15 protein-coding genes and 2 pseudogenes are annotated in these 17,530 nt (G+C 71.8%); 5 read left to right on the forward strand and 12 right to left on the reverse strand.

From position 1 onward, the window contains the following. Nucleotide 1: 1 nt before the first annotated feature. Nucleotides 2-538: a hypothetical protein gene (locus NEH16_RS08365; protein WP_265540624.1), complete on the reverse strand. Its 537-nt coding sequence runs from the start codon at nt 536-538 to the stop codon at nt 2-4. A gap of 100 nt (nt 539-638) precedes the next feature. Next, entirely contained in the window at nt 639-2,078 is a 1,440-nt protein-coding gene (locus NEH16_RS08370; RefSeq protein ID WP_073964836.1) for a gamma-aminobutyraldehyde dehydrogenase, read from the reverse strand. A 351-nt stretch (nt 2,079-2,429) separates the two neighbouring features. On the opposite strand from NEH16_RS08370, the pseudogene NEH16_RS08375 reads away from it, so the two are divergent. From NEH16_RS08375 to NEH16_RS08385, 3 genes and pseudogenes are all read left to right on the forward strand, one after another. Then, nucleotides 2,430-3,083: pseudogene (locus NEH16_RS08375) on the forward strand (ABC transporter ATP-binding protein); the annotation flags it as partial. After that, nucleotides 3,065-4,246, forward strand: coding sequence for a hypothetical protein (locus NEH16_RS08380; RefSeq protein ID WP_265540630.1), 1,182 nt, complete (start codon nt 3,065-3,067; stop codon nt 4,244-4,246). The pseudogene NEH16_RS08375 and the gene NEH16_RS08380, both read left to right, overlap by 19 nt. A 106-nt stretch (nt 4,247-4,352) precedes the next feature. Next, nucleotides 4,353-5,474, forward strand: coding sequence for an LOG family protein (locus tag NEH16_RS08385; RefSeq protein WP_265540631.1), 1,122 nt, complete (start codon nt 4,353-4,355; stop codon nt 5,472-5,474). 15 nt (nt 5,475-5,489) lie between these two features. On the opposite strand, the gene NEH16_RS08390 is transcribed toward NEH16_RS08385, so the two are convergent. From NEH16_RS08390 to rlmN, 4 genes are all read right to left on the reverse strand, one after another. Further along, nucleotides 5,490-6,515, reverse strand: coding sequence for an ABC transporter ATP-binding protein (locus tag NEH16_RS08390; protein WP_265540633.1), 1,026 nt, complete (start codon nt 6,513-6,515; stop codon nt 5,490-5,492). A 2-nt stretch (nt 6,516-6,517) separates the two neighbouring features. Then, nucleotides 6,518-8,122, reverse strand: a complete 1,605-nt coding sequence (locus tag NEH16_RS08395; protein WP_265547111.1) for an ABC transporter permease — start codon at nt 8,120-8,122, stop codon at nt 6,518-6,520. Between the two features lie 56 nt (nt 8,123-8,178). Further along, nucleotides 8,179-9,282: a thiamine ABC transporter substrate-binding protein gene (locus tag NEH16_RS08400; RefSeq protein WP_265540634.1), complete on the reverse strand. Its 1,104-nt coding sequence runs from the start codon at nt 9,280-9,282 to the stop codon at nt 8,179-8,181. 270 nt (nt 9,283-9,552) lie between these two features. Then, entirely contained in the window at nt 9,553-10,659 is a 1,107-nt protein-coding gene (rlmN, locus tag NEH16_RS08405; RefSeq protein ID WP_073963692.1) for a 23S rRNA (adenine(2503)-C(2))-methyltransferase RlmN, read from the reverse strand. Between the two features lie 117 nt (nt 10,660-10,776). On the opposite strand from rlmN, the gene NEH16_RS08410 reads away from it, so the two are divergent. Continuing rightward, complete coding sequence (locus tag NEH16_RS08410) at nt 10,777-11,307, forward strand: hypothetical protein (RefSeq protein WP_265540636.1); 531 nt, start codon at nt 10,777-10,779, stop codon at nt 11,305-11,307. A gap of 65 nt (nt 11,308-11,372) precedes the next feature. Here the strand turns inward: NEH16_RS08410 and NEH16_RS08415 are convergent, their stop codons facing one another. The 5 genes from NEH16_RS08415 to rpsB form a co-directional block, all read right to left on the reverse strand. Next, nucleotides 11,373-12,470, reverse strand: a complete 1,098-nt coding sequence (locus tag NEH16_RS08415; RefSeq protein WP_265540638.1) for a phosphatidate cytidylyltransferase — start codon at nt 12,468-12,470, stop codon at nt 11,373-11,375. Then, nucleotides 12,470-13,027 carry a ribosome recycling factor gene (gene frr, locus NEH16_RS08420; protein WP_018102371.1) on the reverse strand — a complete coding sequence of 186 codons (558 nt, stop codon included), beginning with the start codon at nt 13,025-13,027 and terminating at the stop codon, nt 12,470-12,472. The genes NEH16_RS08415 and frr overlap by 1 nt, the downstream gene beginning before the upstream one ends. A gap of 132 nt (nt 13,028-13,159) precedes the next feature. Next, nucleotides 13,160-13,936, reverse strand: coding sequence for a UMP kinase (gene pyrH, locus NEH16_RS08425; RefSeq protein WP_018102372.1), 777 nt, complete (start codon nt 13,934-13,936; stop codon nt 13,160-13,162). 156 nt (nt 13,937-14,092) lie between these two features. After that, a complete protein-coding gene (gene tsf, locus NEH16_RS08430) occupies nt 14,093-14,929 on the reverse strand; it encodes a translation elongation factor Ts (RefSeq protein WP_073963695.1) in 837 nt (278 codons plus the stop codon). 97 nt (nt 14,930-15,026) lie between these two features. Then, nucleotides 15,027-15,929, reverse strand: coding sequence for a 30S ribosomal protein S2 (gene rpsB, locus NEH16_RS08435; RefSeq protein WP_073963696.1), 903 nt, complete (start codon nt 15,927-15,929; stop codon nt 15,027-15,029). A gap of 277 nt (nt 15,930-16,206) precedes the next feature. Between rpsB and NEH16_RS08440 the strand changes: the two are divergent. Then, a pseudogene (locus NEH16_RS08440) lies at nt 16,207-16,887 on the forward strand (murein hydrolase activator EnvC family protein); the annotation flags it as partial. Here the strand turns inward: NEH16_RS08440 and NEH16_RS08445 are convergent. After that, nucleotides 16,863-17,435, reverse strand: coding sequence for a TetR/AcrR family transcriptional regulator (locus tag NEH16_RS08445; protein WP_073863156.1), 573 nt, complete (start codon nt 17,433-17,435; stop codon nt 16,863-16,865). The pseudogene NEH16_RS08440 and the gene NEH16_RS08445 sit on opposite strands and share 25 nt — an antisense overlap. Nucleotides 17,436-17,530: the final 95 nt, after the last annotated feature.

Raw genomic sequence — 17,530 nt, forward strand, 5'->3', positions numbered from 1 at the left:
ATCAGACGGTCACCGGCTCCGGTGCGGGCTCGGGTGCCCGCTCCAGGGCCTCCAGGCGCTTGATCTTGCGGTGCACGATCAGCAGCGGGATCACCCCGAAGACGCCGAACGACATGTCGATAATCGACCACCAGAACGGGATGTCGCGGATCGGGCCGCAGATCAGCGCGAGCGGGATGATCCCGGCGCAGGCGATCATGCCGAACTCGATCACCCAGATGTTGCGGACCGGGTCGCGGAAGGGCCCGTAGAAGGCGACCGCGATGACCAGGTGGGCGAAGGCCAGCCAGTCGGTGCCGTACAGCACGAAGGGATACCGGGCGTCGGCCTCGTCCAGGCCGGTGCGGACGCGGGTGATCCAGTCCAGCAGGCTCGGGAGGTGTTCGGGGACGGGAGAGGCCGAGGACTTCAGCAGATCCTCGGTCCACCGCAGTTCGTGGACGAGCGGGAAGGCGGTCAGCCCGCTCAGCACCAGACAGACGATGAAGACGACCAACCACACGCGTATACGCCTTCGCAAGGCGCGTTGCTCGCTCATGTCCGCAGCGTACGCCCGCATTTACCGGCTCTTTACGCCGCCCCCGCTATGGCGCGGGAAGGCCCGGGGCCCCGTGCGCACGGGGCCCCGGAGATGTCGCTCAGCCCTCGATGGACGTCATGACGTGCTTGATGCGCGTGTAGTCCTCGAAGCCGTAGGCCGAAAGGTCCTTGCCGTAGCCGGACTTCTTGAAACCGCCGTGCGGCATCTCGGCGACCAGCGGGATGTGGGTGTTGATCCAGACGCAGCCGAAGTCGAGGTTCTTCGACATCCGCATGGCGCGCGCGTGGTCCTTGGTCCAGACCGAGGACGCCAGGGCGTACTCGACGCCGTTCGCCCACTCCACGGCCTGCGCCTCGTCGCGGAACGACTGGACGGTGATGACCGGGCCGAAGACCTCGTGCTGGATGATCTCGTCGTCCTGCTTGAGCCCGGAGACGACGGTCGGGGCGTAGAAGTAGCCCTTGTCGCCGACCCGGTGGCCGCCCGCTTCGACCCGGGCGTGGGCGGGAAGGCGCTCGATGAAGCCGCTGACCTGGGCCAGCTGGTTGGCGTTGTTGAGCGGGCCGTAGAGCACGTCCTCGTCGTCCGGCCGGCCGGTCCTGGTGTCGGCGGCGGCCTTGGCGAGCGCGGTGACGAACTCGTCGTGGATGGACTCGTGGACCAGCACGCGGGTGGCGGCCGTGCAGTCCTGGCCGGCGTTGAAGTAGCCGGCGACCGAGATGTCCTCGACGGCCTTGGCGATGTCGGTGTCCTCGAAGACGACGACGGGCGCCTTGCCGCCCAGCTCCAGGTGGACCCGCTTGACGTCCTTGGCGGCCGACTCCGCGACCTGCATGCCGGCCCGCACCGAGCCGGTGATCGAGGCCATCGCCGGGGTCCGGTGCTCGACCATGGCGCGGCCGGTGTCCCGGTCGCCGCAGATGACGTTGAAGACGCCCTTGGGCAGGATCTGCCCGATGATCTCGGCGATCAGCACGGTCGAGGCGGGCGTGGTGTCGGACGGCTTGATGACCACGGTGTTGCCCGCGGCGAGCGCCGGGGCGAACTTCCAGACGGCCATCATCATCGGGTAGTTCCACGGGGCGACCTGGGCGCAGACCCCGACCGGCTCGCGCCGCACGATGGAGGTCAGCCCCTCCATGTACTCGCCGGCCGAACGCCCCTCCAGGAGCCGGGCGGCGCCCGCGAAGAAGCGGATCTGGTCCACCATGGGCGGGATCTCTTCGGTGCGGGTCAGCCCGATCGGCTTGCCGGTGTTCTCGGACTCGGCGGCGATGAGGTCCTCGGCCCGCTCCTCGAACGCGTCCGCGATCTTGAGCAGGGCGCGCTGGCGCTCGGCCGGTGTGGCGTCGCGCCAGGCGGGGAACGCGGCCGCGGCGGCTGCCATCGCGGCGTCGACGTCGGCGGGGCCGGAGAGCGGCGAGGTCGCGTAGACCTCCTCGGTCACCGGGTTGACCACGTCGATCGTCCGCCCGTCGGCGGCGTCCCGGAACTCCCCGTTGATGTAGTTGCGCAGACGGCGTACCTCGGCGGTCACGGCCACCCCTCCTCGTATATGTCCAATGGGTGAGACGACCAGCGTAGTCGGGCGCCGGTGTGCTGTGTCGGGCAAGGCGCTCCCGGGGCCCCGGAGCGGCCCGGATGCGGCTTGGATGCGGCCGATCGAGTGGGAAGAGGCGGGCCCGGGCCGCGTGCTGTCCGCTCACCGCGATCCGAATCCTTACGGTGCCGAGTGACCGATCGGCCCCCTCTTCGTTCCCCCGTACGGGGGACGGGATATCTGATCTGAACCGAGGTGTACGCCATGGTGGCCCCGCCGGACAACGATGTGATCTGGGCGCGTTCCCTGCAGCATTCCCACAACGGCTCGCCCGCGCTCGGCGGGGTCTCCCTGGGCATCCGCGACGGCGAGATCCTCGCGGTGACCGGTCCGCGCGGCAGCGGCAAGACGACGCTGCTGCACTGCCTCTCCGGCCAGCTGGTGCCCGAGCAGGGCGAGGTCTGGTTCAACAGCGTGCCCGTGCACACGATGGGGCCGAGGCTGCGCGAGCGGCTGCGCCGCGACAAGTTCGGCTGGATCGCCCCCGAGCCCCAGCTCGTCCCGGAGCTGAACACCTGGGAGAACACCGCCCTGCCGCTGCTGCTGCGCGGCGCCTCGCACCGGGAGGCCAGGAAGGCCGCCATGGAGTGGCTGGAGCGCCTGGACATCGGCACATGCGCCAAGAAGCGTCCGCACACCCTCCAGCAGAGCCAGCGGCAGCGGATCGCCGTGGCCCGCGCCCTCGCCGCCGGGCCCTCGGTGATCTTCGCCGACGAGCCGACCGCGACGCTGCACCGCACGGACCGCACCCACGTCCTGCGGACCCTGACCAGTGCCGCGCGCTCGCACGGGATCACGGTGGTGCTCGCCACGCACGACGCCGAGATCGCCGCGCTCGCCGACCGTGTGGTGCCGCTGCTCGACGGGCGCCGCGTCTCCACGGTCGGCCTGCCCGCCGAAGCCGATCCGGAGGGGCGCGCGGCGTGCTCGCTCTCCGTCTAGCCCGCGGTTCCCATCCGCTGGTCCTGATGCGGCGGCTGCTGGTCGCGGCCGCCTCCGCCGGGGTCGGCTTCCTCCTCCTGTGCACCCTCGGCTACACCGCCGCGCACCCGCACTCGGCGGGCGCGGTGCTGCGGCTGCTGTGGTGCTTCGTCCCGCTGGCGGCGACCGTGCAGTTCGCGGTCGCGGTGGCCCGCACGGACCCGAGCACCCGGCCGCGTACCGGGCTGTCCGCCGTGGGCCTCGGGCCGGTGAAGCTGAGCGTGCTGGCCGCGGTCTCCACCGCCGTCTCGTGCACCCTGGGCTCCGCGGTGGCGCTGCTGTTCTTCCTCCATCTGCGCGGCGACCTGTCCGGGCTGCCGTTCGACGGTGCCGCCGCCGATCTGCTCGGAGCGGACGCGTCGCTGCCCATCGCCGCCGTGCTCGTCCTGCTGGCCCTGGTGCCGGTGGCTGCCGCGACGGCCAGTGCGCTGGCGCTGCGCGGCCGGCCCGTGCGGGCGGCGCGCGAGACGGACGACGGCGGCGAACCGGTGCCCGCCGATGAGGTCCCCGCCCCCGCCGCGCCTCCGGGCGGGCTGCCCTGGGGCGTCGCCCTGACCGCCGCCGGGCTCGCCGTCGAGGCGTACGCGAGCCGGGGCACGCCCGGCAGCCCCTTCCCGCTGCCCGGCAAGCTGGACTCCACCCCGGCCTCGGTGCTCGTCGGCTGGACGCTGACGGCGATCGGCCTGGCCACGGCGGGCCCCGGCCTGACCTATCTGTGCGGCAAGCTGCTCCAGACGGTCCGGCCCGGTGCCGTACGCCTGCTGGCCGGCCGGGTCCTGATGGACGAGGCGCGCCGGATCGGCCGCCCGCTGGGCATCGTCTGCGCGGTCCTGTCGGCGGTCATCGCCGCCTTCGCGCTGTACGGGACCGGGCCCCGGCCATTCGGTCCGCTCACGGCCCTGGGTGCGGTGCTCGTCGTCGGCTGCACGACGGCGACGCTCCTGACCTCGGCCCTGGAGGCCCGGCAGGCCCGCGCCGAGACGGCCAGGGCGCTGCTGCGGCTCGGGGCGCCGGCCTCGGCGCTGCGGGCGGCGACGGCGCTGCGCGCGGTGGCGCTGCTGGTCCTCTTCGCCCCGCTCACCTGGGCGATCGCCGAGCTGGCCGCGCTGCCGCTGACCCCCTGAGCGCGGCTCGACGCGACCACCGAACCGGCCGGGCCGCCTGCCCGGCCGGTTCCGCGTTTCCGGGCGCGCGCACTTCCCGTATGAGCGTTTCGTAGCATGACCCTTCATGGGGAGCCCGGACGAGCACCAGAGCGCACACGGCGACGAGATCGAGTCGCTGGCCGAGTTCGACGCGGCGGTGGCCGCCGGTTCGCTGGCCGGTCGCCGGGTGCAGTCGGTGGACCTGACGGAGCGGAGCGCGGAGCTGCTGGCCACGGACACCGCCGGGGCCGTGTTCCTCGGCTGCCCGATGGAGCCCGGCCCCGAGGAGAAGGTCCGGGCCGGCGGGGCCTTCGTCTTCCCGCCCGTCCCGGGCCTGCCCTTCGACCCGTACCGGGGCCTGCTCTACTCCCCCGACGCGCTCTACGACGGGCTCGCTCGGGAGGGTTACGCGGCCACGCCGGACGCCCTGGCCTACGACTGGTTCCGGCGGACCCGCTCGGACGGCGACGCCTTCGCCTCGATGCTCCGGGCGCTCCACGACGACGCGATCTCGGACGCGCTGGAGGAGGTGCTCGCCGGGGCCCGGGTGATCGGTGTGATGGGCGGCCACGCGCTGGCCCGGGGCAGCGCCGGTTACGCGGGCGCCGCCCGGCTCGGCAGGACCCTGGCCCGCAGCGGCCTCACCGTGGCGACCGGGGGCGGCCCGGGCGCGATGGAGGCGGCCAACCTGGGGGCCTACGCGGCGCCGCACGACGACGCGATGCTGGACGAGGCGTGCGCGATGCTGGCCGCGGTGCCGTCCTTCACGCCTTCGGTCACCGACTGGGCGCGGGCGGCCTTCGCGGTAAGGGAGCGCTGGCCGGACGGCGGCCCGTCCGTGGCGATCCCCACCTGGTTCTACGGCCACGAGCCGCCGAACCCGTTCGCCGGGCACATCGCCAAGTACTTCACCAACGCGCTGCGCGAGGACGGGCTGCTGGCCCGATCGAGCGCGGGCGTGATCTTCCTCCCCGGCGCGGCCGGGACCGTCCAGGAGATCTTCGACAGCGTCACCCCGAACTACTACGAGTCACGCGGCGAACCCGTCCCGATGGTGCTGGTGAACCACGACCACTGGACCCGCGAGCTTCCCGCCTGGCCCCTCCTGCAAACCCTGGCCTCGGGCCGGAAGATGGAGGCCCGCATCGCCCTGGTCGACACGGTGGAGGAAGCACCGGACGCCCTGGCCCGGCTGTCGGGGGCGTAAACCCTTCTCGCCCCCTCAGAACACCGCTGGCAGCACCACGCACTCCGGTGCGTCGAAGGTGACCCCGACCCGCTCGCCCTCCTCCGGGGTCCCGCGCAGCGAGCACTCGGCCTCCAGCAGCGGGCCGTGCTCCGGGTGCAGGGTCACCGCGACATGGCTGCCCCGGAAGGTGCGTGCGCCGACGACGCAGCGCAGTCCCTTCTCCGGGGCGCCGATGCGGACCCCGGCCGGCCGCACCAGCAGGTCGCACGCGCCCTGCGGTGACCCGGCCGGCACCGGGACCTCGCCCCAGGCCGTGTCCGCCGCCTCCCCCTCGACGGTCGCCTCGACCACGTTGTCGAAACCCAGGAACCGGGCCACGAAGGCGGAGGCGGGGCGCTGCCACACCTCCAGCGGGGTGCCGACCTGGGCGACGCGGCCCTCGCGCATCACGACGACCCGGTCGGCCAGCGCGAACGCCTCGCCCTGGTCGTGGGTGACGGCGAGCACGGTGGTGCCGAGGCGGCCGAAGAGGGCGCGCAGCTCCACGACGAGCCGTTCGCGCAGGCTGCGGTCCAGCTGGCCCAGGGGCTCGTCGAGCATGAGCAGTCGGGGGCTGGGGGCGAGGGCCCGGGCCAGGGCGACGCGCTGCTGCTCGCCGCCGGAGAGCGCGGCGACGGCGCGGCGTTCGGCGCCGGGGAGGCCCACAAGGTCGAGGAGTTCGGCGACCCGGCGGTCCTGTTCGCCCCGGCCGACGCCGTGCATCCGCAGCCCGAAGGCGACGTTGGCGCCGACGTCGCGGTGCGGGAAGAGCTGGTGGTCCTGGAACATCAGGCCGAGGCCGCGCCGGTGGACCGGGATGCCGTCCTGGTCGGTGCCGTCGAGCAGGACCCGGCCGCCGTCCGGCTCCTGGAGGCCGGCGACCAGGCGCAGCAGGGTGGACTTGCCGCTGCCGCTCGGCCCGAGGACGCAGACGATCTCGTGGTCGGCGACCTCCAGGTCGACCCGGTCGAGCGCGGCCCGGTCACCGAAGCGGACGGTGGCCGATTCGAGCGTCAGCATCTCTAGAACTCCCCGGATCGGTCGGTGCGGATGCGTTCGAGCAGCAGCAGCGACACCGCGCACACGAGCATCAGGATGGTGCTGAGGGCCATGGCCTGGCCGTAGTTGAGGTCCCCGGACCGGCCGAGCAGCCGGGCCACGGCCACCGGCAGCGTCGGGTTGTCGGGCCGCGCGATGAACACGGTCGCGCCGAACTCCCCCAGCGACACGGCGAACGCGAACCCGGCGGCGACCAGCAGCGCCCGGCGTACGAGCGGGAAGTCGACCTCGCGCCAGGCCCGCAGCGGCGAGGCCCCGAGTACCGCCGCGGCCTCGCGCAGCCGGGCGTCCACCGCGCGCAGGACCGGCAGCATGGTCCGTACGACGAAGGGCACCCCGACCAGCGCCTGGGCGAGCGGCACCAGGATCCAGGAGGTACGGAGGTCGAGCGGCGGCTTGTCCAGGGTGATCAGGAAGCCGAAGCCGACCGTGACCGCGGAGACCCCGAGTGGCAGCATCAGCAGCGCGTCGAAGCCCCGGACGAGCCGGCCGGCCCGCCGGGTGAGCGCGGCGGCGGCGAGCCCTCCGACGACGAGGGCGATCAGGGTGGCGACGAGGGCGTAGCGCAGGGAGTTGCCGATGGCCTCGATCGGCGCCACCAGGAACGTACCGCTGTTGGCGTCCGCCGAGGTCAGCGCGCGGTAGTAGGCGAGACCGGAGCCGCCCAGCGAGCGTTCCACGAGGACCGCGAGCGGCAGCAGGACCAGCAGCAGCACGCTCAGCAGGACCCCGGCGAGCAGCGCCCACTGCCCGGCCCCGCGCGGCCTGCGCGCGGTCACCGCCGGGTCGACCAGCTTCAGCGCGCGCTCCCTGCGGCGTACGGTCCAGGCGTGCACGGCGAGGATCGCGCCGACGGCGGCGAACTGCACGAGCGTCAGCACGGCGGCCGTGGGCAGGGCGAGCAGCTGCGCGGTCTGCCGGTAGATCTCCACCTCCAGCGTGGAGAAGCCGGGGCCGCCGAGGATCTGTACGACGCCGAAGGAGGTGAAGGTGAAGAGGAAGACCATCAGCGCGGCGGCGGCCACGGCCGGGGCGAGCGCGGGCAGCGTGACGCGGCGCCAGGCGGTGAACCTGCTCGCGCCGAGCACCCGGGCGGCCTCCTCCTGGCGCGGGTCGAGCTGCGCCCAGAGCCCGCCGACGGTCCGGACGACGACCGCGTAGTTGAAGAAGACGTGGGCCAGCAGGATCGCCCACACGGTGGTGTCGAGCCGTACGCCCCACAGCTCGTCCAGCAGCCCGCCGCGCCCGAGCAGCGCGAGGAACGCGGTGCCCACGACGACGGTCGGCAGCACGAACGGCACCGTGACCACGGCCCGCAGCACCTGCTTGCCGGGGAAGTCGAACCGGGCGAAGACATACGCGCCGGGCAGCGCGATCAGCAGGGTCAGCGCCGTCGAGGCGAGCGCCTGCCACAGCGTGAACCAGAGGACGTCCCGGATCTCCGGCCGGGCCAGCACCTCGCCGAACCTGCCGAACTGCCAGACGCCGTCCGCCTTGAGCCCCCGGCCGACGATCGCGGCGACCGGGTAGGCGAAGAACACGGCGAAGAACGCGACGGGCACGGCCATCAGGCCGAGCCGCACCGCGGCCCCGCGCCGGGCCCGGGCGCGTGCGGGGGCCTTCGTTATTTCACTACGAGCGAGGACCATGACTGGACCCACTGCTCACGGTTCTTGGCGATGGCGTCCGGGGCGACGGTCGCCGGCTTCTCCGCGGTGGCACCGAACTTGGTGAAGAGCTCGGGCACCTTCGCGTCCTTCGCGACCGGGCTGACGAACATGGTGAGCGGCATGTCCTCCTGGAATTTCTTCCCGATCAGGAAGTCCAGGAGGGCCTTGCCGCCCGCCTCGTTCTTCGCGCCGTCCAGCAGACCGGCGAACTCGATCTGGCGGAAGCACGTCCCGGTGGCGACGCCGGTCGGCGCGGTCTTCGGCTGCGGGTCCGCGTACAGCACCTCGACGGGCGGGCTGGAGGCGTAGCTGACGACGAGCGGGCGGTCGGCCTTGGCCTTCTTGCCGCCGGCCGAGCCGGAGAACTCCTCGTTGTACGCCTGCTCCCAGCCGTCCACGACCTTGACGCCGTTGTCCTTCAGCTTCTTCCAGTAGTCCTGGTAGCCGTCCTCGCCGAAGGTGGCGACGGTGCCGAGGAGGAAGCCGAGGCCGGGCGAGGAGGTCGCGGCGTTCTCGGTGACGAGCAGGTCCTTGTACGCGGGCTTCGCCAGGTCCGCGAAGGTCTTCGGCGGCGCGAGCTTCTTGTCGGCGAAGTACTTCTTGTCGTAGTTGACGCAGATGTCACCGGTGTCGACCGGGGTGACCCGGTGCTTGTCCGCGTCCAGCTGGACGTCGGCCGGGACCCGGTCCAGGCCCTTGGCCTCGTACGGGGTGAACAGGCCGTTGTCCAGGGCGCGCGAGAGCAGGGTGTTGTCGACGCCGAAGAACACGTCGCCGCGCGGGGAGCCCTTGGTCAGGATCTCCTGGTTCAGGGCGGCGCCCGCGTCCCCGCTCTTCAGGACCTTGACCGTGTAGCCGGTCTCCCGGGTGAACTCCTTCAGCACGTCCTTGGAGACGTTGAAGGAGTCGTGGCTGACCAGCGTGACGGTCTTGGAGCCGGTGCCCTGGGTGGAACCGGAACCGGAAGCCGAGTCGTCGGAACTTCCGCAGCCGGCCAGCGCGGTCACGCCGAGCGCGGCGGCGACGGCCGCCACCGCGGCCTTCTGGGTGGTGCTCATGTGTGATTCCTCCTGGAGTGACCAGGAAGAGACGCGGCCCCGCCCGCACACCGGCCGGAGCCGGAAGCGGGCAGGGCGCAACAGCTTGAGTATGGTCCGAACTTCCTACCCGGAATGACCCGGGCGAGGTTCAGAGGGTCTGCGGCCAACCTGTCCTTGGTGCCGCACTCTCAGCGCTGTGGCGCTCCCCTGTCGGAATATGCAGTTGATTTCGGCCCCAGGCTACACGCCTGATTCCGGCCGGGGCCCCGGGTGCCCGGGTCCCCTCCCTCAGCGCTCGGAGGCCGCCAGCTGCCCGCAGGCGCCGTCGATCTCCTGGCCCCGGGTGTCGCGGACGGTGACCGGCACGCCGTGGCTCGCGATGGCCTCCACGAACGCCCGCTCGTCCTCGGGCCGCGAGGCGGTCCACTTGGAGCCGGGGGTCGGGTTGAGCGGGATGAGGTTGACGTGGACCCGCTTGCCCCTGAGGAGGCGGCCCAGCAGGTCGCCGCGCCACGCCTGGTCGTTGATGTCGCGGATCAGGGCGTACTCGATGGAGATGCGGCGGCCGGACTTCTCCGCGTACTCCCACGCGGCGTCCAGCACCTCGCGCACCTTCCACCGGGTGTTCACCGGCACGAGGGTGTCGCGCAGCTCGTCGTCCGGGGCGTGCAGCGAGACCGCGAGGCGGCACTTGAACCCCTCGTCGGCGAACCGCAGCATCGCGGGCACCAGGCCGACGGTGGAGACGGTGATCCCGCGCTGCGAGAGGCCGAGGCCGTCGGGCTCGGGGTCGGTCAGCCGGCGGATCGCGCCGACGACGCGGTTGTAGTTGGCCAGCGGCTCGCCCATGCCCATGAACACGATGTTGGAGAGCCGGGCGGGCCCGCCGGGGACCTCGCCGTCGCGCAGCGCGCGCATGCCGTCCACGATCTGGTGGACGATCTCCGCGGTCGACAGGTTACGGTCGAGACCGGCCTGCCCGGTCGCGCAGAACGGGCAGTTCATCCCGCAGCCGGCCTGCGAGGAGATGCACATGGTGACCCGCTCCGGGTAGCGCATCAGGACGGACTCGACCAGCGTCCCGTCGTGCAGCTTCCAGAGGGTCTTACGGGTGGTGTCGTCGTCGCAGCTGATGTGCCGGACGACGGACATCAGGTCGGGGAACATCGCCTCGGCGAGCTTGTCCCGCGATCCGGCCGGGATGTTGGTCCACTCGGCCGGGTCGTGCGCGTACCGCGCGAAGTAGTGCTGCGAGAGCTGCTGGGCGCGGAACGGCTTCTCGCCGATCGCGGCGACGGCCTCCCTGCGCTCGGCGGGTGTGAGGTCGGCGAGGTGCCGCGGCGGCTTCTTGGCTCCGCGGGGCGCGACGAAAGTGAGTTCTCCGGGCTTAGGCATGGTTCCTCCAGTGTCGCAGACGCGCGGAGGTCTCCCGGTGCCTCGCGGTGAGGGGCCGCTCACGGGGTAACCGGGTCAACACAGGGAGTTCCGCAGCCGCCGCAGGAGGTAGGTGCCGTGCACACCGTCAAACACTGGTTCAACGACAGCCTGATCGGGCAGGGCCTGGTGGTCTTCGGACTCGGCGTGGGCCTGAACGCACTGTTACGCCACGATGAGCACCCGGCCATGTGGCTGGTCCAGGGAGCCGTCTACACCGCCGTCGTGATGGTGGCGCTGGTCCTCCAGCGGAGGCGGACGAGCCGGGCGACGGGCGCGTCCCCGGACGCCATCGCCGGCCTCGACCGCAAGATCCGCCACCACGAGGTGCCGGACGACCCCGAGGAACGGGCCGTGATGCGGCGACTGGTCGACGAGCACCTGGGGAAGATGGAACGAGGCAAGCGGTGGCTCCCGTTCTGGATGGCGTTCATGGGCCTGATCGTCGTGGCCATGTTCGTCCTCGCCGCCACCACCGGCGGCTCCCTGCTCTTCCCGCTGGCCTTCGCCGTATTCATGGCTGCGTTCTGCGCCTGGATCCTGTGGATGCGCCGCCGGTCGCTGGCGATGAACCGCGGCATGCGGACGGCGCTGCGCGAGCGCGGCTGACCCCACATGGCTGAGGGGCCACCGCTCGCGAGCGGTGGCCCCTCAGCCATGTGCGGACGCCGGTCTCAGCCGGAGCCGACGAACAGCACCAGCAGCAGCCAGACCACCGGGGCGGTCGGCAGCAGCGAGTCCAGCCGGTCCATGATCCCGCCGTGACCGGGCAGCAGCGTGCCCATGTCCTTGATGCCGAGGTCCCGCTTGATCATGGACTCGCCCAGGTCGCCCAGGGTGGCGCTGGCCGCGACCGCGAGGCCCAGCAGCAGCCCCTGCCACCAGGAACCGTCCTCGATCAGGAACTGCATGCACAGCGCGCCGGCCACCATGGCGAAGGCGACCGCCCCGAACAGGCCCTCGCGGGTCTTGCCGGGGCTGATCCGCGGAGCCAGCTTGTGCTTGCCGAACCGCCAGCCGACCGCGTACGCCCCCGTGTCGCTGACCACGGTCAGCAGCAGGAAGGTCAGCACCCGCTGCGGGCCGTCGTCGGCCTTCAGGAGCATGGCGACGAAGGTGGCCAGGAAGGGCACGTAGAACGCGGCGAAGATGCCCGCCGTGACGTCCCTGAGGTAGTCCTCGGGCGGCTGCGCCATCCGCCACACGAGCACCGCCAGGGCGGTCAGGGCCATGGCGACCCAGGCGCCCTCTGCCCCGCGCGCGTACCCCGCGACGACCATGGCGGCGCCGCCGACGGCGAGCGGCGCGAGGGGCGCCTTGATGCCCTTGCGCTCCTCCAGCCGGGAGGTGAGCTCCCACAGCCCGACCACGACGGCGAGCACGATGACGCCGACGAAGACGGCCTTGACGACGAAGAGCGAGACGACGACCAGGGCGCCGAGTCCCAGGCCGACCCCTATGGCGGCTCCCAGGTCCCGGCCCGCGCGCTTCTTCTGCGGCGGCGGGGGCGGGGGCGGCGGCGCGGTCGGCATGGGCTCCTGCGGCTTCTCGTCGCGGAACAGGGGGCCGCCGCTCAGGCGTCCGGCCCCCTGGTCCCGGTGATCACGGTCTTCAGCGTCTCTACCTGCGTCGGGAACGTCCGGCACGATGGGCATGGGCCGAGTCTGCTGGGCGTCGTGCACATCGTAGGCAGGACCCGCCGCAGCACCCTGCATCTCCGGCGCGACCCAGTGGCCGGCGCCCTGCGGAGCGCCCCAGGAAGAGTCGTTCATCAGACTTCGAGCAGCTCGGCTTCCTTGTGCTTCAGCAGCTCGTCCACCTGCGCGACGTACTTCGCGGTGGTGTCGTCGAGCTCCTTCTCGGCGCGGCGCACCTCGTCCTCGCCGGACTCCTTGTCCTTGACCAGCTTGTCGAGCGCTTCCTTGGCCTTGCGGCGGACGGCGCGGATCGAGATCTTGGAGTCCTCGGCCTTCGTCTTCGCGACCTTGATGTAGTCGCGGCGACGCTCCTCGGTCAGCTCCGGGAAGTTGACCCGGATGATATTGCCGTCGTTGCTCGGGTTGACGCCGAGGTCCGAGTCGCGGATGGCCTGCTCGATGTTGCGCAGCGCGGTCTTGTCGAACGGCGTCACGACGGCCATACGGGGCTCGGGCACCGAGAACGAGGCCAGCTGGTTGATCGGGGTCGGCGCACCGTAGTAGTCGGCGACGATCTTGTTGAACATCGCCGGGTGCGCACGGCCGGTACGGATCGCGGCGAAGTCCTCTTTCGCGACGACGACGGCCTTCTCCATCTTCTCCTCGGCCTCAAGGAGGGTTTCTTCGATCACCACGTGCTCCTGCGTGTCTTGAACGGGCCCGGCGGGCCCGGCGGGTCCTGCGTCGCGTCCTCACCTGCACGGTGTCCGACCGGCAGGCCGTTGTCCATCTTCCGGGGCGGTCCCGCGCCCCGGCACCCGTTGTCAGGCGCGGGTGTCCTGGTCGCTCACGAGCGTGCCGATCTTCTCACCCTTGACGGCGCGGGCGATATTGCCCGCCGCGGTGAGCTCGAAGACGAGGATCGGCAGTTCGTTGTCACGGCAGAGCGTGATGGCGGTGGCGTCGGCGACCTTGAGGTCGCGGGCGAGCACCTCGCTGTACTCCAGCGCGTCGAACTTGACCGCGGCGGGGTTGGTCTTCGGGTCGGAGTCGTAGACCCCGTCCACGCCGTTCTTCCCCATGAGCAGCGCCTCGGCGTCGATCTCCAGGGCGCGCTGGGCGGCGGTGGTGTCGGTGGAGAAGTAGGGCATGCCCATGCCGGCGCCGAAGATCACGACGCGGCCCTTCTCCAGGTGCCGCACGGCGCGCAGCGGGATGTACGGCTCCGCGACCTGGCCCATGGTGATGGCGGTCTGGACACGGGAGTCGATGCCCTCCTTCTCCAGGAAGTCCTGGAGGGCGAGGCAGTTCATCACGGTGCCGAGCATGCCCATGTAGTCGGAGCGCGCCCGGTCCATGCCCCGCTGCTGGAGCTCGGCGCCGCGGAAGAAGTTGCCGCCGCCGATGACGACCGCGATCTCCGCGCCGTCCCGGACGACGGCCGCGATCTCGCGGGCGATGGCGTGCACGACGTCGGGGTCGACACCGAGGCCCCCGCCGCCGGCGAAGGCCTCTCCGGACAGCTTCAGCATGAAGCGTCCGCGCACCTTGCCGTCCTCGCGCTTGTCGTCGTCTTTGGCGGCGTCCGCGCCCTTGTTCATGGGGATTCTCCTCGTGCACATACGAAGAAGGCCATTGCCGGTGGGTCTGGTGTCCCTTGCGGCAATGGCCTCCTCGTCAGATCTGCGGTCGTACGGCGGTGTGCGGCCGTCGACTGCACCAGACCCTACCGGGTCCGCCGTTTTTCGCGGACGGACTCAGATGCCGACCTTGATACGCGTGAAGCGCTTCAGGGTGACACCGGCCTCGTCCAGAACCTTCTGGACCGACTTCTTGTTGTCCAGCGCGTACGGCTGGCCGAGGAGGGTGGCCTCCTTGAAGAAGCCGTTGACGCGACCCTCGACGATCTTCGGGAGGGCGGCCTCGGGCTTGCCCTCGGCGCGGGTGGTCTCCTCGGCGACGCGGCGCTCGGCCTCGACGACCTCGGCCGGGACGTCCTCGCGGGAGAGGTACTTCGGCGCGAAGGCGGCGATGTGCTGGGCGAGGCCCTTGGCCAGGTCGGCGTCGGCCTTGTCCAGCTCGACCATCACACCGATCTGCGGGGGCAGGTCGGGCATGGTGCGGTGCATGTAGACCGAGACGAAGGCACCCTGGAACTGCGCGAAGCGGTCCAGGACGATCTTCTCGCCGAGGTTGGCGTTGGCCTCGTCCACGTACGCCTGGACGGTCTTGCCGGGCTCGATCTCGGAGGCGAGCAGCGCCTCCAGGTCGGCCGGGGAGGTCGCGGCGACGTGCGCGGCCAGCGCGTTGGCGACGGCCTGGAACTTGTCGCCCTTGGCGACGAAGTCGGTCTCGCACTTCAGCTCGACGAGGACACCGGAGGTGTTGTCCTCGGAGACCAGGGAGACGACCGCGCCGTTCTCGGCGGAACGGCCCTCGCGCTTGGCGACACCCTTCTGGCCCTTGATACGCAGCGCCTCGACGGCGCCGTCGACGTTGCCGTCGGCCTCGTCGAGCGCCTTCTTGCAGTCCATCATGCCGGCGCCGGTGAGCTCACGGAGCTTCTTGACGTCAGCGGCGGTGTAGTTCGCCATGAGTCTGTGTTCTCTCTCGAAGTCTGAAAGATCTACGGGTGGACGGCGGGGGCGGTGCCAGTGCACCGGCCCCCGCCGTCTTCAGCCGTGACGGGTGTCAGGCCTGCTCGGCGTCCGCGGCCGGAGCCTCGGCCTGCTCGGCGGCGATGGCCTCCGGCTGCGCGTCGGCAGCGGCGTCCTTCTCGGTCTCGACGGAGGACTGGACCTCGGCGTCGGCCTTCTTGTCGCCCTCGAGCAGGTCACGCTCCCACTCGGCGAGGGGCTCGCCGGCGGCCTTCTCGCCCGGCTTCGAGTCGCCGGTGGCGGCGCCGGACCGGGCGATGAGGCCCTCGGCGACGGCGTCGGCGATCACGCGGGTGAGCAGGGTGACGGAGCGGATCGCGTCGTCGTTGCCCGGGATCTTGTAGTCGACCTCGTCGGGGTCGCAGTTGGTGTCGAGGATCGCGACGACCGGGATGTGGAGCTTGCGCGCCTCACCGACGGCGATGTGCTCCTTCTTGGTGTCGACGACCCAGACGGCGCTCGGCACCTTCTGCATCTCGCGGATACCACCGAGGGTCTTCTCCAGCTTGGCCTTCTCGCGGGAGAGGACCAGGAGCTCCTTCTTGGTGAGGCCGGAGGCGGCCACGTCCTCGAAGTCGATGAGCTCCAGCTCCTTCAGGCGCTGGAGGCGCTTGTAGACGGTGGAGAAGTTGGTGAGCATGCCACCGAGCCAGCGCTGGTTGACGTACGGCATGCCGACGCGCGTCGCCTGCTCGGCGATGGCCTCCTGGGCCTGCTTCTTCGTACCCACGAACATGATGGAGCCGCCGTGCGCGACGGTCTCCTTGACGAACTCGTAGGCGCGGTCGATGTACGACAGCGACTGGAGCAGGTCGATGATGTAGATGCCGTTGCGCTCGGTGAAGATGAAGCGCTTCATCTTCGGGTTCCAGCGACGGGTCTGGTGACCGAAGTGGACGCCGCTTTCCAGCAGCTCCCGCATCGTGACGACGGCCATGGCCGTACTCCTTGAGGTACTCGGTTGTCGCGGCAGCAGGTTTGCTGTCGCGCCTGACGTCCCGGCGCGCCGTGCCACAAAGGGACCGAGGGGCGCGGCCACCTCCGCTGAGCGGGTGGTGGCGGGGCGTGCGAAGTCGACCCGGTGACCCGGGCCGCCAGAAGAAGTGTACGGGACCGTCCGGGTCCCGGGTGACGGCGCTGTCCACAACCGGTCGGTAGTCCACAGATCCGGCTCGTGATCCCCACGCGGCCGGGGTCCGGGGGACGGTGGAGCCATGCGAATCACATGCGAACGGACGCGGTGGTGGCTGCCCTGGGCCGTGGTGCTCGCCGCGCTGACGGCGTGGGGCGGATGGCCGGGCACCGCCGTGGCGGCGGACGGCGGCGAACGCGTCTGGCCGCTGGCCGGGCGTCCCTCGGTCGTACGGGGATGGGAGCCGCCCGCCGGGCCCTACGGGCCGGGCCACCGGGGCGTCGACCTGGCCGCCGCACCGGGCACCGACGTGCTGGCCGCCGCCGCGGGCCGGGTCTCGTTCGCGGGGGCGGTCGCCGGGCGCGGGGTGGTCTCCGTGGAGCTGGCGGGGACGGGCGACCCGCCGCTGCGGACGACGTACGAGCCGGTGCGCCCGCTGGTCGCGGAGGGCGACGAGGTCGCGGCGGGCCAGGTGGTGGCCGTACTGGAGGCGGGGCCGTTCCACTGCGCGGCGCGCTGCCTGCACTGGGGGCTGCGCCGCGGGGAGGCGTATCTGGACCCGCTGTCGCTGCTGCCCCCGTCACTGCTGCGGCGCGGTCCTTCGCGGCTGCTGCCGGTGTACGGGGTGCCGCTGCCGGAGGCGCCGAAGGCGCCGGGCCCGGCCGGGGCCGCCGCGCCTGCCGTGCTGGTGGCGCTCGCCGTGCCGGGGCGGCGGTGGTCGCGGTCGTCGCGGCGAGGTCAGTCGCGGGTGCCGGCGCCCCGGACGCCGTCGAGGATCATGGCGACGGCGGTGTCGGCGATGACGCCGGGCTCCTCCGCCACGGTCAGCTCGATACGCCGGACTGCGGCGTCCACGGAGCCCTGGAGCAGCATGGCCGCGAGGCGGGGCTCCGCGTGGCCGAGGTCGCCGAGCGCCTCCACGATCATGGCGATGAGCCCGCCGTGCGCGGCCCGGATCTTCTCGCGGGCGCCCGCGTCCAGTTCACTGGCGGAGATCGCCACCACGGCCCGGTGGCGCCGGTCCCCGACCAGGTCGAGCTGGCGCCGTACGTACGCCTCGATCTTCTCCTCGGGCGTCCCGGCCCGCTCCATCGCGCTCTCCACCTCGGCCGCCCAGACGGGGAAGTCGACGGCGCAGAGCTCCTCCACGACGGCGGCGCGGGAGCGGAAGTACTCGTAGACGGAGGACCGGGCGAGGCCCGTGCGTTCGGCGAGGGCGGGGAAGGTCAGCGCTTCCGTGCCCCCTTCGGACAGCAGGGAGCGCGCTGCGTCCAGGAGGGCGCCGCGCTGCATGGTCCGGTGCTCGGCCACGGAGGCCGCTCGAATCCTGGGCACGCCTCCACTCTACGGCGACAGCCGCCGAGAGGTATGCGCGCGGGCCGAGGTTCCCGGTCCGGGCGCCCGGC

Source organism: Streptomyces drozdowiczii, assembly GCF_026167665.1.
Lineage (GTDB): Bacteria > Actinomycetota > Actinomycetes > Streptomycetales > Streptomycetaceae > Streptomyces > Streptomyces drozdowiczii_A.

What these genes read in the sequence shown, in the direction of transcription:
- NEH16_RS08365 (WP_265540624.1), bottom strand. Translation starts at nt 538, where the DNA reads ATGAGCGAGCAACGCGCCTTGCGAAGGCGTATACGCGTGTGGTTGGTC.
- NEH16_RS08385 (WP_265540631.1), top strand. Translation starts at nt 4,353, where the DNA reads ATGGGGAGCCCGGACGAGCACCAGAGCGCACACGGCGACGAGATCGAG.
- NEH16_RS08390 (WP_265540633.1), bottom strand. Translation starts at nt 6,515, where the DNA reads ATGCTGACGCTCGAATCGGCCACCGTCCGCTTCGGTGACCGGGCCGCG.
- NEH16_RS08395 (WP_265547111.1), bottom strand. Translation starts at nt 8,122, where the DNA reads ATGGCCGTGCCCGTCGCGTTCTTCGCCGTGTTCTTCGCCTACCCGGTC.
- NEH16_RS08400 (WP_265540634.1), bottom strand. Translation starts at nt 9,282, where the DNA reads ATGAGCACCACCCAGAAGGCCGCGGTGGCGGCCGTCGCCGCCGCGCTC.
- rlmN (WP_073963692.1), bottom strand. Translation starts at nt 10,659, where the DNA reads ATGCCTAAGCCCGGAGAACTCACTTTCGTCGCGCCCCGCGGAGCCAAG.
- NEH16_RS08415 (WP_265540638.1), bottom strand. Translation starts at nt 12,470, where the DNA reads ATGAACGACTCTTCCTGGGGCGCTCCGCAGGGCGCCGGCCACTGGGTC.
- pyrH (WP_018102372.1), bottom strand. Translation starts at nt 13,936, where the DNA reads ATGAACAAGGGCGCGGACGCCGCCAAAGACGACGACAAGCGCGAGGAC.
- tsf (WP_073963695.1), bottom strand. Translation starts at nt 14,929, where the DNA reads ATGGCGAACTACACCGCCGCTGACGTCAAGAAGCTCCGTGAGCTCACC.
- rpsB (WP_073963696.1), bottom strand. Translation starts at nt 15,929, where the DNA reads ATGGCCGTCGTCACGATGCGGGAGCTGCTGGAAAGCGGCGTCCACTTC.